Origin of the sequence: Streptomyces sp. NPDC006879, assembly GCF_042869595.1 — a bacterium.
In the GTDB taxonomy this organism is placed as follows: Bacteria; Actinomycetota; Actinomycetes; order Streptomycetales; family Streptomycetaceae; genus Streptomyces.
In genome coordinates this window covers 40,258-58,713 of record NZ_JBIAGC010000021.1, presented here as the reverse complement: position 1 = coordinate 58,713, position 18,456 = coordinate 40,258, and the positions used below count along the sequence as shown (strand labels likewise).

The following is an 18,456-nucleotide window of genomic DNA, read 5'->3' as shown; positions in this document are numbered from 1 at the left end:
TCTGCACAACGGGCGAAGGGGCGCAAGGGTCACGCACGGGTGGCCAAGTCGGCTGAGTGGGTGGGGCGTGGAGTGCACCTCGCGCGCCAGGGTGCACCCGGCCCGCGGCTGCGCTTCGCTGGCCCGATGCGCAGACTTCTCCTCCATCCTGCGGTGTTGCCACTCGCGGTGGTCCTGGCTTGCTGCCTCGGGCCGCTGTTGGAGGGTCGAGCACAAGCGGCGCCTGTGCCCGTGGACCCGCCAGTGACACAGGAAGCGGCCCGACCGGCCACGAGGAGCTGCGCGGGGCAGGGGAGTTGGCCCTGGGACTGCGTGGCCGACTGCGAGAGCGGGGGCCGCTGGGATGCTGACACCGGCAACGGCTTCTACGGAGGTCTGCAGTTCTGGCATCCCACCTGGGTCGAGCATGGCGGTCTGGGCTTCGCCGACCGCGCCGACCGCGCCAGCCGCGAGGAACAGATCGCGGTGGCGCAGGCCGTGCTCGCTACCCAGGGGTGGGAAGCCTGGCCTGTCTGCGGCGCGCGGTTCGGCCTCACCGGCCGGGCGCACGTGGTGCGGCCCAAGGACACCCTCTACGCGATCGCCCGCACCTACCGGATCGAGGGCGGCTGGCGTGCCCTGTACGCACTCAACCGCGAGGTGATCGGCCCCACGCCCGCCCTCCTGCTGCCCGGCACGATGCTGAGTCTCCCTGAAGACGCGGCGGGCGCCCGCCCGACCGTGCCGCTTCCCTCGCGCACGGTACCGGGGCGGGACGGCTGACCCGCGAGGCGGAGAACGGCCCCGACACCTGCGGTGGCGGGGAGGGAACCGGCCGGGCGCTGGCGCGAAGGCCGGGGGGAGACCCGCGAACGCCCTTACCCGTCGCGCGCCTTGGCCCGAGAGCTCCTGTCACCGGTGGCGGGGAGCTCGAAAGAGGCGGGCGGGGGGCCCGGGATCCTCATCAGAGGCTGCTGAGCACCCTGCTCAGGGCCGCTCGGGACTGGCCGGGGCGGAGCGCGCGATCCGGGCCACCTCGGGGTGGTGCAGGTCGAAGGCGGGGGACTCCGAGCGGATCCGCGGAAGGGTGAGGAAGTTGTGCCGTGGGGGCGGGCAGGAGGTTGCCCACTCCAGGGAACGCCCGTAGCCCCAGGGGTCGTCCACCTCGACCCTCGGCGCCCAGTGGTGGGTCTTCCAGAGGTTGTAGAGGAAGGGGAGAGTGGACAGGCCCAGCAGGAAGGAGCCGATGGTCGAGACCGTGTTCAGCGCGGTGAAGCCGTCCTGGGCGAGGTAGTCGGCGTAGCGCCTGGGCATTCCCTCGGCTCCCAGCCAGTGCTGCACGAGGAAGGTGGTGTGGAAGCCGATGAAGAGGGTCCAGAAGTGGATGCGGCCCAGTCGCTCGTCGAGTAGCTTCCCGGTGAACTTGGGCCACCAGAAGGAGAAGCCCGCGAAGGTGGCGAAGACGACCGTGCCGAAGACGACGTAGTGGAAGTGCGCGACCACGAAGTAGGAGTCGGTGACGTGGAAGTCCAGCGGGGGAGAGGCCAGGATCACCCCTGTCAGTCCGCCGAGCAGGAAGGTCACGAGGAAGCCCACCGACCACAGCATCGGTGTTTCGAAGCTGAGCGAGCCGCGCAACATGGTGCCGGACCAGTTGAAGAACTTCACGCCGGTGGGCACCGCGATGAGGAAGGAGAGCAGGGAGAAGTACGGCAGGAGGACGGCGCCGGTGGCGAACATGTGGTGCGCCCAGACCACCACGGACAGCCCGGTGATGGTCATGGTGGCGCCGATCAAGGTGACGTAGCCGAAGACGGGTTTGCGTGCGAAGACGGGCAGGATCTCGGTGACGATCCCGAAGAACGGCAGCGCGATGATGTACACCTCGGGGTGCCCGAAGAACCAGAAGAGGTGTTGCCACAGCAGCGCTCCGCCGTTCTCGGCGTGGAAGACCGTGGAGCCGAAGCGGCGGTCGGATTCCAGTACCAGTAGGGCGGCGGCCAGTACGGGGAAGGCGAAGAGCACCAGAACCGAGGTGAAGAGCACGTTCCAGGTGAACACCGGCATCCGGAACATGGTCATCCCCGGAGCTCGCAGTCCGATGATCGTGGTCACGAAGTTCACCGCGCCGAGGATGGTGCCGAAGCCAGCCAGGGCGAGGCCCATGATCCACATGTCCGCGCCGAGTCCGGGACTGCGTTCGGTGCTGTTGAGCGGGGCGTAGGCGAACCAGCCGAAGTCGGCCGCGCCGTCCGGGGTGAGCAGCGAGCCGAGCACGATCAGGCCGCCGAAGAGGAACAGCCAGTACGAGAGCATGTTCAGCCGGGGGAAGGCCACGTCCGGTGCACCGATCTGCAGGGGCATGATCTCGTTGGCGAAGCCCGCGAAGGTGGGGGTGGCGAAGAGCAGCAGCATGATCGTGCCGTGCAGGGTGAAGGCCTGGTTGAACTGCTCGTTCGACACGATCTGGAGGCCTGGGCGGGCGAGCTCGGCTCGCATCACGAGGGCGAGGACCCCGCCGATCAGGAAGAAGCCGAAGGCGGTCACCAGGTACAGGTGGCCGATCCTCTTGTGGTCGGTGGTGGTCAACCATGCCACCATCACCCTTCCCGGCGTCCGGATGGGCCCCGGCTTCCCGGGCCTCGTGAAGCTCGTGGTGGTGTGCGTCCCCATCGGCTTCCCCTTCTCCACGGCCGCCCGCTCGGGTCCTTGCGGTGCCGATGCTCCCAGTCCGTTGGTGTGGAGTCGGCGTGGACGCGCCCGGATACCGCTGGACCGGGCTGATCTCGATGCGTGCTCGGATGTGTGGAAGGCGTGGAGGACGGGTGAAATGCCCGACGGTTGTGGGGGTCTTCTGTAGGCCGTGCCAGGATGCGCGGGTCGCCGAATTCCATGGCGAAACGTTCCTGGTTTTCAGGAGGTATTACCGTGCGGATTTCTCTGTGGGGCGAGGCGTGAAATACCTCTCCCGCAAGGCGGTCACAGGGCGTCAGGAGTTCTGGCGCGGGCAGGTCGAACCGAGCCCAGGACTGTCGACGTCCTGTGACACAAGCGTGATCGTTCGGGGACATTCATCGGGGTCGCCACTGCGCCGGCGGACATGGAGCGGGCCGGTGACGGTTGCGGGGGAGCGGGTGTGCGTACCGTTCCCCACGGCCGTCACCGGCCCGGAATGAGAGGTTGCGTCAGCTTCCGGTGACTGGCCGGACAGACGGGTTGCGTGCCGTGCGTTCACCGTGCGCTGGGCGTCGCCCGCCCGCCGCGGTGAGCGGGGGGCGCTCGCCGCGGACCTCGCCGCGGAGGTCGGCACGCACCAGGTGCGAGCGCGAGACGATGTGGACGCCGGGCCTCGGCCCAGCCGCCCGGCTGGTGCCGGAGGAACCGGCCGCTACCACCGCGACCTCTTCGGTGGAGAGAGTGCTCGGCCGCCGGACGTAGACCACGGGCGGTGCGGAAGTGGGCAGTACGGGCGCGCCGGGGGAGGCTCCGGTGGCACGCATCCGGGCGACCAGGGCGTCCCGGCGGCTGAGCACCAGCGCCTCGGTTCGGGTGATGAGAGGCTCGAACCAGGGCAGGGCCAGCAGGATCAGCAGGCCGGCGGCCCAGCCGAGCAGCACGTCACTGAGCCAGTGCGTGCCGAGGTAGACGGTCGTTGCCCCCACGCCCAGGGCCACCACGGCGGAGAGCACCGACAGGTTGCGTCGGGTGCGCGCAGTCGAGGCGAGGTAGGCCAGTATCCCCCAGGTCACCACGGCATTGGCGGTGTGTCCGGAAGGGAATATATCGCCGCCGCCGAAGAGTTCGGCCGAGCCGATCTGCGTGGCGTAGTGCGGTCCGAGCCGGCCGAGGCCGAGCTTGACGGCACCCACGGTCACGTTGAGCAACAGCAGGGCCACGCCCAGCGCCAGGAGCGGGCGCAGTGTGTGCTGACGCCAGGAGCGCCAGCCGAGCCACGCCGCCACCATCACCGCGGTCGGGCCGCGCTGGCCGAGTACCACGAAGTAGTCGAGGAAGGCGTGCAGTTGGGGCCACTGCTCGTAGGGCCGGAAGAACATCACCTGCCAGTCCAGCCGGACCAGCTGCGAGGTGGTCAGCACCGCTACGACGATGGCGAGGTAGAAGGCCAGGGTCGCCCCGAAGAGCACGACCCGGTGCCGACTCATCTGCGGTACTTGCAGATGGGTCGGTCGTTCCGGTTCACGGTCCAGGCGGGCGAACACCCGCTCCAGACGGGTGAAGATTTGATCGGTACGCACCCAATGGACGTTACAGCGCGTGAGTGCGCGACCCGCTCCAATCGGTCTCTTTGTGATGACGATGTGATGTGGAGTTGGTCTCAGCTGGGCCTTATTTCCAGCTGCGCGGCAATTCGTTCGAAATTGCTTGATCGACTTTTCGGGGGAGTGAAGGACTGTTTATAGGCTATTTCCTTGGAGCTTTATTTCTGTTGTTCGGCGAGGCTCCTGGAATTAATAATTCCGTCACGGTGGGCCGGAGCCGTTCAGCCAGAAGGCCCCGTACGCGGCGGAGCCGGCGACCAGGGGGGCCAAAACCGCCAGCGTCCGCCTCACCCGCCACCGGGCCAGGGCCAGGGCCACCGGTAGCAGGAGCGGGAAGGCGGGCATCAGCAGGCGGGGTTTGGAGCCGAAGTAGGCCGCGGAGCACAGGGCCAGGAGTACCACCACGGCGGTGTAGAGGAGCAGGGGGGCGGGCTGGCCCTGGCGCACTGCGAGCCGGTAGAGCCACAGCACCAACAGCACGCCCACGAGCAGGGCGATTCCGGCCGGGAAGGCCGAAGAGGTGAGCTTGTCCCCGATGAAGCCGGCGAAGGCCAGACCGAAGTCGAAGCCGTTGCCCCAACCGGCCTGCACCCGCAGGTAGCCCAACGGTCCCGCCCCGGTGTGCCACCCCACCCACAGCACATATCCGGCCGCGCCCAGCGGGGCCAGCAGTACACCCGTCACCAGTGCGGCCCGTGGCCTGCGCGGGTTCGCGGATATCCGCTGGGCCTGCCAGGCCGCGACCCAGACAGCCGCCACCACGGCCGCGCCCACCGGCCTGGTCAGCCCGGCGCACGCGGCCAGCGCACCGGCGGTCACCCAGCGCCCGGTCAGGCTGGCGTGCAGCGACCAGGCGGCCAGGGCCGTGAACAGGGACTCGCTGTAGGCCATCGACTGGACGACGCCGACCGGCAGTGCGGCCCACAACAGCACCAGGAGTGTCGCGGCTCGCCTTCCGTACAGGTGGTCGCCGACCGCGAAGATCCCCCAGGCGGCGGCCAGCGAGGCGGCCCAGGCCACCGCCAGCCCCGCGTCGGCGTGCGACAGCGGGGTCAGGGCCGCCAGGGCGCGTTCGCTCCAGGGCAGTAGGGGGAAGAAAGCCAGGTTGGAATGGACGTCGCCGTTCGGGAGCACCACCGCGTAGCCGTAGCCCGACTCGGCGACCCGCGTGTACCAGAGGGAGTCCCAGCGTCGGGCCAGCAAGGTGTGTGCGCTGCTGCCCGCGAGGGTCCCCCACAGAACGAGGGTGCTCACCCCCAGGAGCCGGATCGCCGCGTAGCCGAGCAGTGCGGGCGCGGCCCGCCGGGGAACAAGATCAGTCACGGCATGATTATCGGTGTCGGTCCGGCACCACAGGTGGTCACCATCCGTGCACGCGCGGGAAGTCGAGTGGCGTACGCCACACCGGGGGGTCGGGGCCGTGAGAGCTTGACCACGCAACGACGCCCCGAACTCGCGTACGCTGACCGTTCGCTCGCCTGTCGGTGTCGGACCCCGATCGGACGTCCTGGGAGTACGAGGAGTCAGACGTCAGCGCTGGTCCGCCGAGTGCGAGGGATCATCTGGGAGGTACGTACATGTCAGGGACGAACACGGCTGGCGACCGCCGGACCCCTTCCCCCTGGCACCCGCCAACGCTGCGGGCCCGGCTGATGACCGCGGCCGGCGGTGCGAACCGATGGGTGGTCCTGACGGTCCTGTGCGTCAGCCTGGTGCTCGTCGCGCTCGACGCCACGATCTTGCACGTGGCCGTTCCGGCCGTGACGGCCGATCTGCGGCCAGGCCCCATCGAGCTGCTCTGGATCGTGGACGCGTACCCGCTGGTCTGCGCCTCGCTGCTGATCCTCTTCGGCACCCTGGGCGACCGCGTCGGTCGTCGCCGGGTCCTGCTCCTTGGCTACGCGCTCTTCGGGGCGGCGTCGGCGGTCGCAGCGCTCGCCGACAACGCACAGGTGTTGATCGCTGCTCGGGCGCTGCTCGGGGTCGGCGGCGCAATGATCATGCCGGCCACCCTTTCCATCCTGCGGCAGGTCTTCCCCGACCGCCGGGAACGCGCCATGGCCATCGGCATCTGGACGGCCGTCGCCGCGGTCGGCGCCGCTACCGGGCCGGTCCTCGGAGGATTCCTCGTCGAGCACTTCTGGTGGGGCTCGGTCTTCCTCATCAACATTCCGCTGATGGCGCTGATCCTGCCGCTCGGCCGCTGGCTGCTGCCGGAATCCAAGGGGACGGGCGACGGGCCGTGGGACGTGGTCGGCGCCCTGATGGCCGCGGCCGGCGTCCTCGGTGTGGTCCTCGGCGTCAAGCGAGCCGGGGCCGACCAGTCGCTGCTCGACCCGCGTGCGCTGGCGCCGCTGGTGATCGGCGTCGCCTTGCTGACCCTCTTCGTACGTCGGCAACGCAACCGCCGGTACCCGCTGATCGACGTGCGGATGTTCGCTCGGCCAGCCTTCTCCACCTCGGTCGGCTGCATCGTGCTCGCCATGCTGGCTCTCGTCGGCCTGGAGCTGATCGCGGTCCAGTACCTCCAGCTGGTGCTCGGCCTGGGTCCCTTGGAGACCGGGCTGAGGCTGCTGCCGCTGACGTTCGCGGCGATGGCCGCTGGCGCCACCGGCTCGTGGACCTTGCACCGACTCGGTCCGCGCCTGATGGTTTCGCTCGGCTTCGCCCTGACCGCTGGCGCCGTCCTCTTGCTGACCCTGATGGGGATGCACGACCGCCCCCTGCTGCTCACCTCGGGTTTCGTGCTACTGGGCTTCGGTCTGCAGACGACGCTGTTCGCCGCCTACGAGTCGATGCTCAGCGAAGCGCCGGCACGCTCGGCCGGAGGCGCCGCCGCCATCGGCGAGACTTCCTACCAACTGGGCGCCGGCATGGGCATCGCGCTGTTGGGCAGTGTCATGAACGCCGCCTACGCGCCGGGCGTCGCCACGGTCGCGGGGGTCTCGGCGGCTGATCGAGCTGGCGCCGCGAACTCGCTGGGCGAGGCCTATGAGATCGCGCACCGGCTCGGTGGCACCGCCGGTGAGGCGCTCCAGGGCGCGGCTCGGCACTCCTTCGTGCAGGGACTGCACCTCACGCTGTTCGTCAGCGCGGGCCTCTTGCTGGCCGGTGCGGTGGCAGCGCTGCGGCTGCCTCGGGTGATGGAGTGCTCGACGGTGCAGGAGCCGGCCGTGGGGGCCCGGGAAGCGGAGTCCGAGGCCGCTTTGGCCGTGTCGGGGCGGCCCGCGGCGGTGGCTAAGGCAGGGGTGGCGGTACGGGGTGTGGCGGTGCCCGCGCCAGCGCGCCGGGGAGCGGCCGAGCCGGCCGCGTCTGGACGCGCGGGACACTGAGTCGTACCGTCCCGACAGGGAAAAACTGGCGCTGCTAGTTTTTGTCCCGCTGGTATTCCTGTGCCGCTCGTTCTCTCCACCGGGAGGCTCCACTGATGTCCGCCGTCAAGCCGCCGCCGTTCGATCCCGCAGATCCGCTCGGCATCGACGATCTGCTCAGCCCCGAGGACCTCGCGGTCCGCCACACGGTCCGTACCTGGGCCACCGACCGTGTCCTGCCGCAGATCGCCGAATGGTACGAAAACGGCGAACTGCCCGTCATCCGTGAGCTCACCCGGGAGCTCGGTGCGCTCGGCGCACTCGGGATGTCCCTCGAAGGGTATGGCTGCGCGGGCGCCAGCAACGTCCAGTACGGACTCGCCTGTCTGGAACTGGAGGCCGCCGACTCCGGCATCCGTTCCCTGGTCTCGGTCCAGGGCTCGCTCGCCATGTACGCCATCCACCGCTACGGCTCCGAGGAGCAGAAGCAGCGCTGGCTGCCGGGCATGGCCGCGGGTGAACTCATCGGCTGCTTCGGTCTGACCGAACCCGACCACGGGTCCGACCCGGCGGGCATGCGCACCTATGCCAAGAAGGACGGCACCGACTGGGTGCTGACCGGGCGCAAGATGTGGATCACAAACGGCTCGGTGGCGGCCGTGGCCGTCATCTGGGCGCAGACCGACGAGGGCATCCGGGGCTTTGCCGTCCCCACGGACACCCCTGGTTTCTCGGCTCCCGACATCAAGCACAAATGGTCCTTGCGCGCCTCGGTGACCAGCGAACTCGTCATGGACGAGGTGCGCCTGCCGGCAGACGCGGTGCTTCCGGGCGTCGTGGGCCTCAAGGGGCCTCTCAGCTGCCTGAGTCACGCCCGGTACGGGATCGTCTGGGGTTCGATGGGGGCGGCCCGGGCCAGCTTTGAGGCTGCGCTCGGCTACGCCAGGACACGTGAGCAGTTCGGCCGGCCCATCGGTGGCTTCCAGCTCACCCAGGCCAAACTCTCCGACATGGCGCTCGAACTACACAAGGGGATCCTGCTGGCCCACCATCTGGGCGTGCGCATGGATGCCGGGCGGTTGCGTCCGGAGCAGGTCAGCTTCGGCAAGCTCAACAACGTCCGCGAGGCCATCGAGATCTGCCGCACCGCGCGCACGGTCCTCGGCGCCAACGGGATCTCCCTGGAGTACCCGGTCATGCGGCACGCGACCAACCTCGAATCCGTACTCACCTACGAGGGAACGGTCGAGATGCACCAGTTGGTGCTGGGCAAGGCGCTCACCGGCCTCGATGCCTTCCGGTAGGCCGCCGGGGCGGTCCGGGGCCTGTCGGTGAGCGCCCTGCTCAGCTCTGGTTGAAGAAGCCGTCGACCGGTTGGCCGCCGGATTCGTTGACGATCTGGGTGTCGGCCGGGGTCAGGAGGAAGACCCTGGTCGCCACCCGCTCGATCGACCCGCGCAGGCCGAAGGTCAGACCGGCCGCGAAGTCGACGACCCGCTTGGCGTCGGTCGGATCCATGGACGAGAGGTTGACGATCACCGGCACGCCGTCCCGGAACAGCTCGCCGATGCTGCGCGCGTCCCGGAAGCCGTCAGGGGTGACCGTGGCGATCCGGCGTCCGTGATCGTTGGCGGTCTGGGAGGCAACCTTCACGCGCGGGTCGGTCACCCACTGGTCGCCTGCCCGGGATCCGTGCGGAGCCTCCGCGTACTCATCGTCGTAGTACCGCTCGTCGTCGTTGTCCTCGACGAGTCCCAGCCAGGCACTCGCCTTGCGCACCGAACCCATGGACGCCTCCTCTCACCGCGGTCTGTCTTCTGTTCCGCTGCCCCTATGGTCGACCATGATGCTGACAACGCGCCAAGTGGATAGTCGCCGCGCAGGGGTTTCGTGACGTGACTGGTGCAGAACTTCCGGTTATCCGTCAAGGTTCCGCATGGGTACGACTGCTGACTGAGTGAAAATACGATCAGCGCTGCCAAGCGGGTGATGTGACCGTCGTATGGGTGAACGAGATGGCCGGATACGAGCCCGAGCAATCGGTGAAATGTCACGGCGGGCTTTTTGTTCGGAATCATCGGGCCGTGTCGGCACGGCCTGGGAGGCCAGCTCGCCACGGATTGGATTGCCCATCTCTGCGGGCTTTGCCTGGCACTTCGCAAGGACCACGGCCAGTTCGCCTGGATCGTCACCCACTACGACGGCCTACTGGTATCGGTCCTGACGGAGGCTCAAATCAAGCGCACTCCCGCGGACCGGCGTACGGCCGGACCCTGCCCCCTGCGTGGCATGCGTACCGCGCCGGTCGCGCAGGGCAGGGGGCTCGGTTGGCCGCCGCCGTGTCGCTGGTGCTCGCCTCCTCGAAGATCCGTGACCACGTCACCGACCAGGACGGCCTGTTGGCCCGGGCGCCCCTGGCGATGGCGGCCCGGCGGATCGCCACCGCCTGGGACCGGGCCGGGGCGAAGGCGGGGGCTTCCCTGGGCTTCGACGCCGCCGCAGTCGTCGACGCCGTCGAGCGACAGCCGGACATTGAGGCTCTGGCCGGCCCCGGCGCCCCGCTGACCACCGTCACCGGTCCCACCGAGGCGGCCACCGCCGCGGCCTTCGCGCACACCGCCCTGCTCGCCGGCCGGCCCGCGAACATCGCGCCGCTCGCCGAGGTCGGAGGGCTCTTCGGGCGGCTCGCTCACCTGCTCGGCGCCGTGCAGGACCAGCGAGCTGACGCCGCGTCGGGTGCCTGGAACCGGTTGACGGCAACCGGCGCGGACCGGGGTGAGGCACACCGGCTCGCGGAGGACGCTGTACGGGATGCGGCTGGCCCTGCGGGAGGTCGAGTTCGTCGACGGCCGCCTGGCCCACCGGCTCCTGGTGCACGAACTGACGAATGGGCCCGATACGGACCCCGGCCGGGTGGAGGGGCGGGGGTTCCTGGCGGGCTGTGTCGCGGCGATCGGCCTCTTGTGTACCTGTCGGATGTGCTGCGCCGAGCAGTACGAGGGGCCCTGGTCGCGCAGGAGACGCGAAGGTATCTGCCGCGGCGGCACGGCCGGGCCGGCCGCACCGCACGGCTGACCACCACATCTGACGCCACGTGCCGGACCACCGGGTGTCATGGGACGGCCCTGGCCTGGCGGCGCTGCCGTACGGAGTACCGCGAGATGCCGGTTCGGGGCGATATGGAAGGCTTTGCGGTCATGAGTGAGGACGCGTCGGCCGCCGGGTGGCGGCGGCGAAGGTGGCGTGAACAGAACGCGGTGACGGCCCGGGGGTGTTGGTCCCTGACCCGTGGCCAGAGCTTCTGTGGTCATCCGGAAGAGCGAATTCCAGACCATCCGGGTCGGAGGCGCGCGGCCCGCGTCCTGACGTCCGTGAGGTCGTGGGCGGCCCGGTCGAACCCGAACCGCTCGCCATGCAGCGGCCGACCCCGCCTCGTCACCCGCGACCCCTGCCGTGCCCTCGCGGCACCCCCCGCCACCGGCCGCGCCGTGGCGACCCCCTACGCCTCGACCTCCTTCAGCCCCGGCGTCGGCTGAAAGATGCCCTTGTCGAGGGGTACTTGAAGACGTCAACATCCCGAGCAGCGCTTGTCAGGAGCACGGCCAGGACATCCGACTCCGCCCGGTCGGCGTCCCGCCCGTTCGCCTGGCTGCGCCTCACCCCGGCCCGACCCCACGAGGCCACCGATTCCCCCTGGGAGGAACGAGAAGTGAGGATCAAGCGCATCACCCCCCACACGGCCGCCGGCGGGCGCACCGCCTCCGGCCGTATTCGCCTGATCGCCGTATCCGCTGGCTTGCTGGCCGTGGCCGCGTTCACAGTTCCTGCGGCGAGCGCCGACGACCCCGCCCCCGCCGGTGACAGTGTCACCCGGCTCGCCCAGGCGCGAGCCTCCGTGCTGGAAGCGGACGTGGCAGGCACTGCCTGGCACGTCGACACCGACAGCGGAACCCTCGTCGTCACTGCGGACAGCACCGTTTCCAGCAGCGATCTCGCCCACATCAAAAAGACCGTGGGCACGAACGTCGGGGCCCTGCGCATCGAGCGCACGCCCGGCAAGCTCACCCGGCTGATCTCCGGCGGTGACGCCATCTACGCGGCCGACTGGCGCTGCTCCCTCGGTTTCAACGTACGCAGCGGGAGTACGTACTACATGCTCACGGCCGGCCACTGCACCGACGGCGCGGGCACCTGGTACACCAATTCCTCGCGCACCAACGCAGTCGGTCCCACCGTCGGCTCCAACTTCCCGGTCAACGACTACGGGCTGGTCCGCTACACCAACACCTCGGTCAGTCATCCCGGCACGGTCGGGAGCCAGGACATCACCAGTGCGGTGAACGCCACGATCGGCATGTCCGTCAGCCGTCGGGGCTCCACCACCGGTACCCACAGCGGCTCGGTCACCGGGCTCAACGCGACGGTGAACTACGGCGGCGGGGACGTGGTCTACGGAATGATCCGTACGAACGTCTGCGCCGAGCCAGGGGACAGCGGCGGCCCGCTCTACTCCGGCAGTCGGGCGGTCGGGCTGACCTCCGGTGGCAGTGGAAACTGCTCCGTGGGCGGAGTGACCTTCTTCCAGCCGGTCGTGGAGGCGCTCAACGCCTACGGCGTCGCCGTCTACTGATCCCGACGGCGCTCACGCTCCTCGCCGTGACCGCCGGTCCACCTCGCACTACCGCGAGGTGCGAGCGTCTGCCGTCTTCGGGCGGGCGCTCGCACCCGTGGTGGGCGGCCTTCTTCCCGCGCCGCCCCGGTCCTGGTCGGTCAGTCGCTCGGTTGGGGGGCCGCATCAGCGGCGGGGGCGGTCGCCCCGTCTGCGTTTCCGCGCCGGAAGGTGGCGCAGAGCAGGGTGATCGCGGCGCCCACCACGGCCCATGCGGCCAACACCAGCATCGGGCCGCCAGCGCCGTTGCCCCGGAAGTAGGCGATCGACCGGGCGGTGTAGGTGCCGGCGCCTGGTGGGAGGGCAGGGCCGATGGCCCGCCAGAACGGTGGCAGCAGCGGGTAGGGGTAGGCGCCGCCGGCGCTGGGGTTTCCGAAGACGACGACCAGCAAGATCGCCAGACCGATGCCCACCACACCCGCCAGTCCCTGGAGGGCGAGGGTCAGGGCTCCGACGGCGAAGACCAGGAGCGCGCCCAAGCCCCACAGGGCCCAGATGCTGCCCGGCAGGGCGCTCAGGATGGGGCCTGCGATCACGGCACCGAGGAGCCCGGCCACGATCGAGTAGGCGAGCAGTACGCCCAGCCGGATCACCGCGCGGGCGGGATTGGCCGGCCGCGCGCCGGCGCTGATGGCGAGGGCCGCGGCGCACAGGTATCCGCCCACGCACCAGCCGACGGCCAGGTAGAAGGACGAGAGGCCACGGGCGTCCCCCGGCGCTGACGGCGCCACGTCGATGATGCGCAGGGAGCGTTGCTGAGCGGCTTCCACCCGCCCGACGACCACTTCGAGTGCCTGGGAGAGCGCGGCACCCTCGCCGCTGGCCACCAGGAGCCGGTCGGTACTGCCGCGCGCGTTGACGATTAGTGCGCCATCCACCTCGCGGTTCCTGATCTGCTGGAGGGCCTCCTGTTCCCCGCTGACCGCCCTGGGGGACAGCGGGTCGCCGGGGAGCGTGGCGAGCTGCTCGACGGTCCGTTGGGCCAGCGGTTCGGTGGGGGCCACCACCGCCAACGGGATCTCGTGAGGGCTCGGCTGGTGGAACGCGCCGATGTACGAGGTGATGAAGGCCAGCTGGAGCGCCAGTACCCCGATGACCAGCAGTGCGGCCCGGGTGGTGACGGCGTCCTTGACCTCGGCGAGGAAGCTCATGCCCCCACGCTCGGCGCGTCGTGGAGCCGGCGCAGCGGGATTGGGCCGAACGGCCGAGTGGGCGGACGGTCCCGCTCGGCCCAGGGGAGTGGCTGGCGGCCCCGGCGGGCTGTTCGGGTGACGAAGCTCATTCCGCGGGGCGGATTCACCATGTTCTTCGTCTTGCCCGGCCAACTCCACCGCCAGGTGGGGCGGGTGACGGAGGGGCGGCTGACCGGACCTGCCTCGCCGACCACGAAGAGCAGATCGGGCGTTCGAATCGGCTCGCTGATCGGATGGGGTGAGGTTAAGGTATTCGAACTGGCGTACGATGAAGGTATCGGGCAAAAGGTTGAAAAGGGGTGGAGTGATGGAGGTGCGGCATGACGGGCTTTGTGCATGTGCACGTCGCGTCCGGTTACTCCATCCGCTACGGCGCAGCCCACCCCGAGCACCTTGTCCGGCGGGCGGCTGAGCGGGGCGCAACGGCGCTCGCGCTGACCGACCGGGACACGGTGACCGGAGTGGTCCGGTTCGCTCGCGCCTGCACCGCAGCAGACATCAGGCCGATCCTCGGCGTCGACCTGGCGGTGGGGGCGGTCTCACCCCAACCACCACGACAACGGGTTCGCACCCCGGTTCGCGGGGGCGCGCACGTGATCGAGCCGCCCCTACGGGTCGTGCTGCTCGCCCAGGACCGGGAAGGGTGGTCCCGGCTCTGCCGGATCACCTCGGCCGCCCATGCCGGTACCACCACCGGTACGGCACCGGAGGTCCCGTGGGAAGCGCTCCACGCGTACGGCGGCCCCGGCCTGACGGTGCTGCTCGGACCACTCTCGGAGCCGGTGCGAGCGCTGTCGACGGGCCGTGAGGAAGCGGCCACCAAGCTGCTCGCCCCCTGGCGGGAGGTCTTCGGGGAAGGGGTCCGGCTGGAAGCCGTCGCACACCGGCCTTCCGGTACGGGACCGGGGTCGCTCCGCCTCGCGGCCCGCACCCTCTCCCTGGCCGACCGCAGCGGCATCACCGCCGTGCTCTCCAACGCCGTCCGCTACGCCGACCCCGACCAGCACCGTGTCGCCGACGTCCTCGACGCGGCACGGTTGCTGCGCCCCATCGACCGCCGGAGCCTCGACGGCGGACACCGCTGGCTCAAGGACGGGGGGAAGATGGCGGGTATCGCCCGGAGCATCGCGGCATGCGCCGGAGTCGAGGGGCAGCGAGCGGACCGCCTCCTGAGGGACACCCTCACCACCGCGGCCGAGTGCGTCGTCGATCCCGTAGCCGACCTCGGGCTGGGCACACCGCACCTACCCGAACCCGAGGTACTCGGCGCCGGGCGCGGGGCCGGCGACGCGACGCGACTGCTGCGCATGCGGTGCGAGGACGGGATGTCCCGGCGCGGCCTGGCACGCGACCGGGCCGCGCTGGACCGGCTGGACGAAGAGCTCACCGTGATCTCCACGCTGAACTACGACCCCTACTTCCTCGCCGTCGGTCAGGTCGTCGCCGATATCCGGGCCAAGGGCATTCGGGTCGCGGCCCGCGGTTCCGGCGCCGGGTCGATGGTCTGTCACGCGCTGGGCATCGCCACGGCCAACCCCCTCGACCACCGTCTGCTGTTCGAACGCTTCCTCAGCGTACGGCGGGCCTCCCTGCCCGACATCGACATCGACGTGGAGTCCGCCAGGCGCCTGGAGTGCTACGACACCATCTTCGAGCGGTTCGGCAGGGAGCGGGTGGCCGTCACCGCGATGCCCGAGACCTACCGGGCGCGCCGCGCCCTGCGCGATACGGGTCTTGCGCTGGGGATCGCGCCGGCGGAGATCGACCGGATCGCCAAGAGCTTTCCGCACCTGCGGGCCTCGGACATCACCAGCGCCCTCACCGAACTGCCCGAGCTGCGGCAACTGGCGGCCGAGGCGCACCGGTACGGGGCGCTGTGGGAGCTCGCCGAAGGACTCGACTCCCTGGTCCACGGCATGGCCATGCACCCCTGCGGCGTGGTCATCAGCGATGCGACCCTCCTGGACCGGCTGCCGGTGCAGCCGACCCCGCAGGGGCAGTACCCCATGGCCATGGCAGCCAAGGAGGAGATCGAGGCACTGGGAAACATCAAGCTCGACGTCCTGGGCGTGCGCATGCAGTCCGCGATGGCCCACGCCGTCACCGAGATCGAACGGATGACTGGAAACCATCTCGACCTGGACGATCCGCAGCAGGTGCCGCTCGATGACATCCTCGCGTTCAAACTGATCCAGGAGAGCCGGACCCTGGGGCTGTTCCAGCTGGAGTCGCCCGGACAACAAGACCTACTGTCCCGGCTGCAACCCCGTGACCCTCAAGACGTCATCGCCGACATCAGCCTCTTCCGCCCCGGCCCGGTCGCCGGCGGCATGCCCGAGCGCTATATCGCCGCCCGCCACGGTGGCGCGCCGTCCTATGCCCACCCGGACCTCGAACCCGTGCTCGCCGACACCTACGGCGTGACCATCTGGCACGAGCAGATCATCGAGACGCTCTCGGTGATGACCGGTTGTGACCGGTCTCTCTCGGAAATCGCCCGGCGGGCGCTCGGTGACAAGAGCAGGCTGCCCGGGATCAAGGACTGGTTCCACCGCCAGGCGCGCGCCCGCGGCTACCACGCGGCCGTGCGGGACGAGGTCTGGAAGACCATCGAGGCCTTCGGCGCCTACGGATTCTGCCGGGCCCATGCGGTCGCCTTCGCCGTACCCGCCCTGCAAAGTGCCTGGCTCAAGGCGTACTACCCGGCCTTCCTGTTGGCCGGCCTCCTCGAACACGACCCCGGAATGTGGCCCAAGCGAGTACTCGTCGCCGACGCCCGCCGCCACGGCGTGCCAGTGCTGTCCGTCGACGTCAACTGCTCCAAGGCGGGGCACACGGTGGAACGGACCGACACCGGGCGATGGGGAGTGCGCCTGGCGTTGTCCGCGGTGCATGGCATCAGCGAGGAGGAGTGTGCCCGGATCGAGGTGGGGCAGCCCTACGGGTCGCTGTCGGACTTCTGGCAGCGGGCCAGCCCCGGCCGACCGGTGGCCGAACGCCTCGCGGAAATCGGAGCGCTGCAACCCCTCCATGACGGTCGCCTCACGCGGCGCGACCTGCTGCTACAGATCGCAGAACTCCACCGGACCTCCCGTACCCGGTCCGCGGGCAAGGGGCAGCTCCCCATCGACGCGGGCACCGCCGGCACGGTCGAGTCGAGCGGTTTGCCGGAAATGACCGGACGTGAAGCGCTGAACGCGGAACTGAGCACCCTCGGCATCGACGTCTCCAAGCATCTGATGGAGCATCACCACCGGCTTCTGCGGGAAATCGGCGCCACCGACGCGGCGCACCTGGCCGGCCTGCGGGCGGGGCAGCAGGTGCTCGTCGCTGGGGTCCGGGCCTCCACCCAGACCCCGCCGATCGCCAGCGGCAAACGTGTCATCTTCGTCACCCTGGAGGATGGTTCAGGCCTGGTGGACCTTGCGTTCTTCGAGGACTCCCACCCGGCGTGCGCCCACACGGTCTTCCACAGCGGACTGTTGCTGGTGCGCGGCACGGTCCAGGTGCGCGGCGCCCGCCGTACCGTGGTCGGCTCCGCGGCCTGGGACCTGGAGGAGATCGCCGCCGCCCGCCGTGACGAAGGCCCAGAGGCGGCACTGGCCCTCCTGGGCGCCGTCCGCCCGCACCCCACCCCCGCCCAGCCGCAGCGCACCCTGGTCAACGGGACCACCGGCGCCCGCCTGCACCCGTACGCCGACTTGCGGCCCGCCGGCAGTCGTTTTGCCGACCTGAAGAAGTTCGGCTACAGCAGCCCGGGGAGCGCGGGATGACAGTACGCCAACAACGCCACGTCGCCTGCCTCTACCTGCACGCCGAACTGACCGAGGAGCAACGCGAGGAGGCGGGTGAGCTGCTGGCTGGAATCACACCGCATGTGCGGGTACTCCCGCCCAACGTCGTGCAACTCGACCTGACCTCGGCGCTCCGGTACTTCGGCCTGTCCTCCTATGACGTGCTCCAACTGGCGAAGCTCCGGCTGAAGGCCCTGTACGGCATCGACAGCAGCGCAGGCCTCGCGAGCAACCTGATGCTGGCCGAAATGGCGGCCGACGCGTCCGCACCGGGTGAGACCACCTGGGTCCCTGCCGAGCGGGCGCCCGGCTGGCTTCGCCCCCGGCCGGTTGCCGCACTGCCCGGCGTCGGCCGCGCCACGGTGTCCGCGCTCAGCTCGTACGGCCTGCACACCATAGGCCAGGTCGCCGACCTGCCCGCGGTCACCTTGCAGCGGCTTCTCGGCGTTGGGCAGGCCAGGGTGTTGGCCGAACGTGCCCGTGGTCACGATCCGCGTCCGGTCAGCTCCGCGGAACCGGTGGCGCAACTGGTTGCCGACCTGGTGATGGAGCGGGACTGCCTCGACCCGACTCGCCACCATGGAGCCGTGTTGGGGCTCGCCCACCAGATCGGCGGGCGTCTGCGTGCCCAAGGTCAGGTCACCGGCCGCATCGCGCTCACGGTGCGGTACGCGGACCGGAGCTCCACCACCCGCACCCGGAGGCTGGCAGAACCCAGTGACCATTCGCCGGCTCTCGCCGCCGCAGCATTGGGGATGTTGATCGGCCTCGGTCTTCAACGGGCCCGCGTCCGAGCCTTCGTCGTTCGTGCCGATGACCTGATCCCCGTGGGAGCGGCTTACCACCAGCTCTCCCTGGATCCGGGTGAGGCTCGTGGGCGTGCCGCCGAAGCCGCCGCAGACCGAGCCCGTATACGTTTCGGAGCGAAGGCCGTGCGGCCCGCCGCCCTAGCGGGCGGCCGGCGGGAGGCAGGCCCCGAACGCGGCTGAGGGGCGGCCTCGCCGCTACCGACCGGACATGCCAGCCGACCTGGGACTCTCACCGCCGGACGCAAGCGCGAACCGAAGGCGGGATATCCAGCACCCTGTCAGTTGATGGTGCGATATCAGATGTCATAGCGGCGCGTGACATAACGCCCCAATACTCGTTCTGCAGTGGTGTCCCGCATTTTTTACTGACGCGTAACTTCCCACCGGTTGCTACTCACCCGTAATTTGGCGGGAACGCAGC

The 18,456-nt window shown here is 69.9% G+C and carries 11 protein-coding genes and 1 pseudogene; 7 read left to right on the top strand and 5 right to left on the bottom strand.

Annotated features, from left to right (window positions below):
• The first annotated feature begins 243 nt into the window (after window positions 1–243).
• Entirely contained in the window at window positions 244–762 is a 519-nt protein-coding gene (locus tag ACFYMC_RS17640; RefSeq protein WP_388525567.1) for a transglycosylase family protein, read from the top strand.
• A gap of 204 nt (window positions 763–966) precedes the next feature.
• Here ACFYMC_RS17640 and ctaD read toward each other — a convergent pair whose 3' ends face one another.
• The 3 genes from ctaD to ACFYMC_RS17625 form a co-directional block, all read right to left on the bottom strand.
• Window positions 967–2,652 carry a cytochrome c oxidase subunit I gene (gene ctaD / locus ACFYMC_RS17635; protein ID WP_388525564.1) on the bottom strand — a complete coding sequence of 562 codons (1,686 nt, stop codon included), beginning with the start codon at window positions 2,650–2,652 and terminating at the stop codon, window positions 967–969.
• 512 nt (window positions 2,653–3,164) lie between these two features.
• Window positions 3,165–4,235: a phosphatase PAP2 family protein gene (locus ACFYMC_RS17630; RefSeq protein WP_388525562.1), complete on the bottom strand. Its 1,071-nt coding sequence runs from the start codon at window positions 4,233–4,235 to the stop codon at window positions 3,165–3,167.
• Between the two features lie 225 nt (window positions 4,236–4,460).
• The gene (locus ACFYMC_RS17625; RefSeq protein ID WP_388525559.1) at window positions 4,461–5,582 is read right to left on the bottom strand and encodes a hypothetical protein; all 1,122 of its coding nucleotides are present in this window, start codon (window positions 5,580–5,582) and stop codon (window positions 4,461–4,463) included.
• A gap of 254 nt (window positions 5,583–5,836) precedes the next feature.
• Between ACFYMC_RS17625 and ACFYMC_RS17620 the strand changes: the two genes are divergently transcribed.
• Together ACFYMC_RS17620 and ACFYMC_RS17615 are read left to right on the top strand one after the other, a co-directional pair.
• Window positions 5,837–7,591, top strand: a complete 1,755-nt coding sequence (locus ACFYMC_RS17620; RefSeq protein WP_388525557.1) for an MFS transporter — start codon at window positions 5,837–5,839, stop codon at window positions 7,589–7,591.
• A gap of 95 nt (window positions 7,592–7,686) precedes the next feature.
• Window positions 7,687–8,874, top strand: a complete 1,188-nt coding sequence (locus ACFYMC_RS17615; RefSeq protein WP_388525554.1) for an acyl-CoA dehydrogenase family protein — start codon at window positions 7,687–7,689, stop codon at window positions 8,872–8,874.
• A gap of 40 nt (window positions 8,875–8,914) precedes the next feature.
• Here the strand turns inward: ACFYMC_RS17615 and ACFYMC_RS17610 are convergent, their stop codons facing one another.
• Window positions 8,915–9,358 (bottom strand): cell division protein SepF, encoded by a 444-nt coding sequence (locus tag ACFYMC_RS17610; protein WP_388525551.1) that lies wholly within the window; start codon window positions 9,356–9,358, stop codon window positions 8,915–8,917.
• Between the two features lie 276 nt (window positions 9,359–9,634).
• Here ACFYMC_RS17610 and ACFYMC_RS17605 point away from each other — a divergent pair.
• Window positions 9,635–10,645 (top strand): annotated as a pseudogene (locus tag ACFYMC_RS17605) (DUF5685 family protein).
• A gap of 634 nt (window positions 10,646–11,279) precedes the next feature.
• Window positions 11,280–12,200: a S1 family peptidase gene (locus ACFYMC_RS17600; protein ID WP_388525549.1), complete on the top strand. Its 921-nt coding sequence runs from the start codon at window positions 11,280–11,282 to the stop codon at window positions 12,198–12,200.
• 140 nt (window positions 12,201–12,340) lie between these two features.
• On the opposite strand, the gene ACFYMC_RS17595 is transcribed toward ACFYMC_RS17600, so the two are convergent.
• On the bottom strand, window positions 12,341–13,390 hold the full coding sequence (locus ACFYMC_RS17595; protein ID WP_388525546.1) for a DUF3533 domain-containing protein: 1,050 nt from the start codon (window positions 13,388–13,390) through the stop codon (window positions 12,341–12,343).
• A 362-nt stretch (window positions 13,391–13,752) separates the two neighbouring features.
• On the opposite strand from ACFYMC_RS17595, the gene ACFYMC_RS17590 reads away from it, so the two are divergent.
• A complete protein-coding gene (locus ACFYMC_RS17590; RefSeq protein WP_388525543.1) occupies window positions 13,753–17,205 on the top strand; it encodes a DNA polymerase III subunit alpha in 3,453 nt (1,150 codons plus the stop codon).
• Window positions 17,202–18,215, top strand: a complete 1,014-nt coding sequence (locus ACFYMC_RS17585) for an ImpB/MucB/SamB family protein (RefSeq protein WP_388525540.1) — start codon at window positions 17,202–17,204, stop codon at window positions 18,213–18,215. The genes ACFYMC_RS17590 and ACFYMC_RS17585 overlap by 4 nt, the downstream gene beginning before the upstream one ends.
• Window positions 18,216–18,456: the final 241 nt, after the last annotated feature.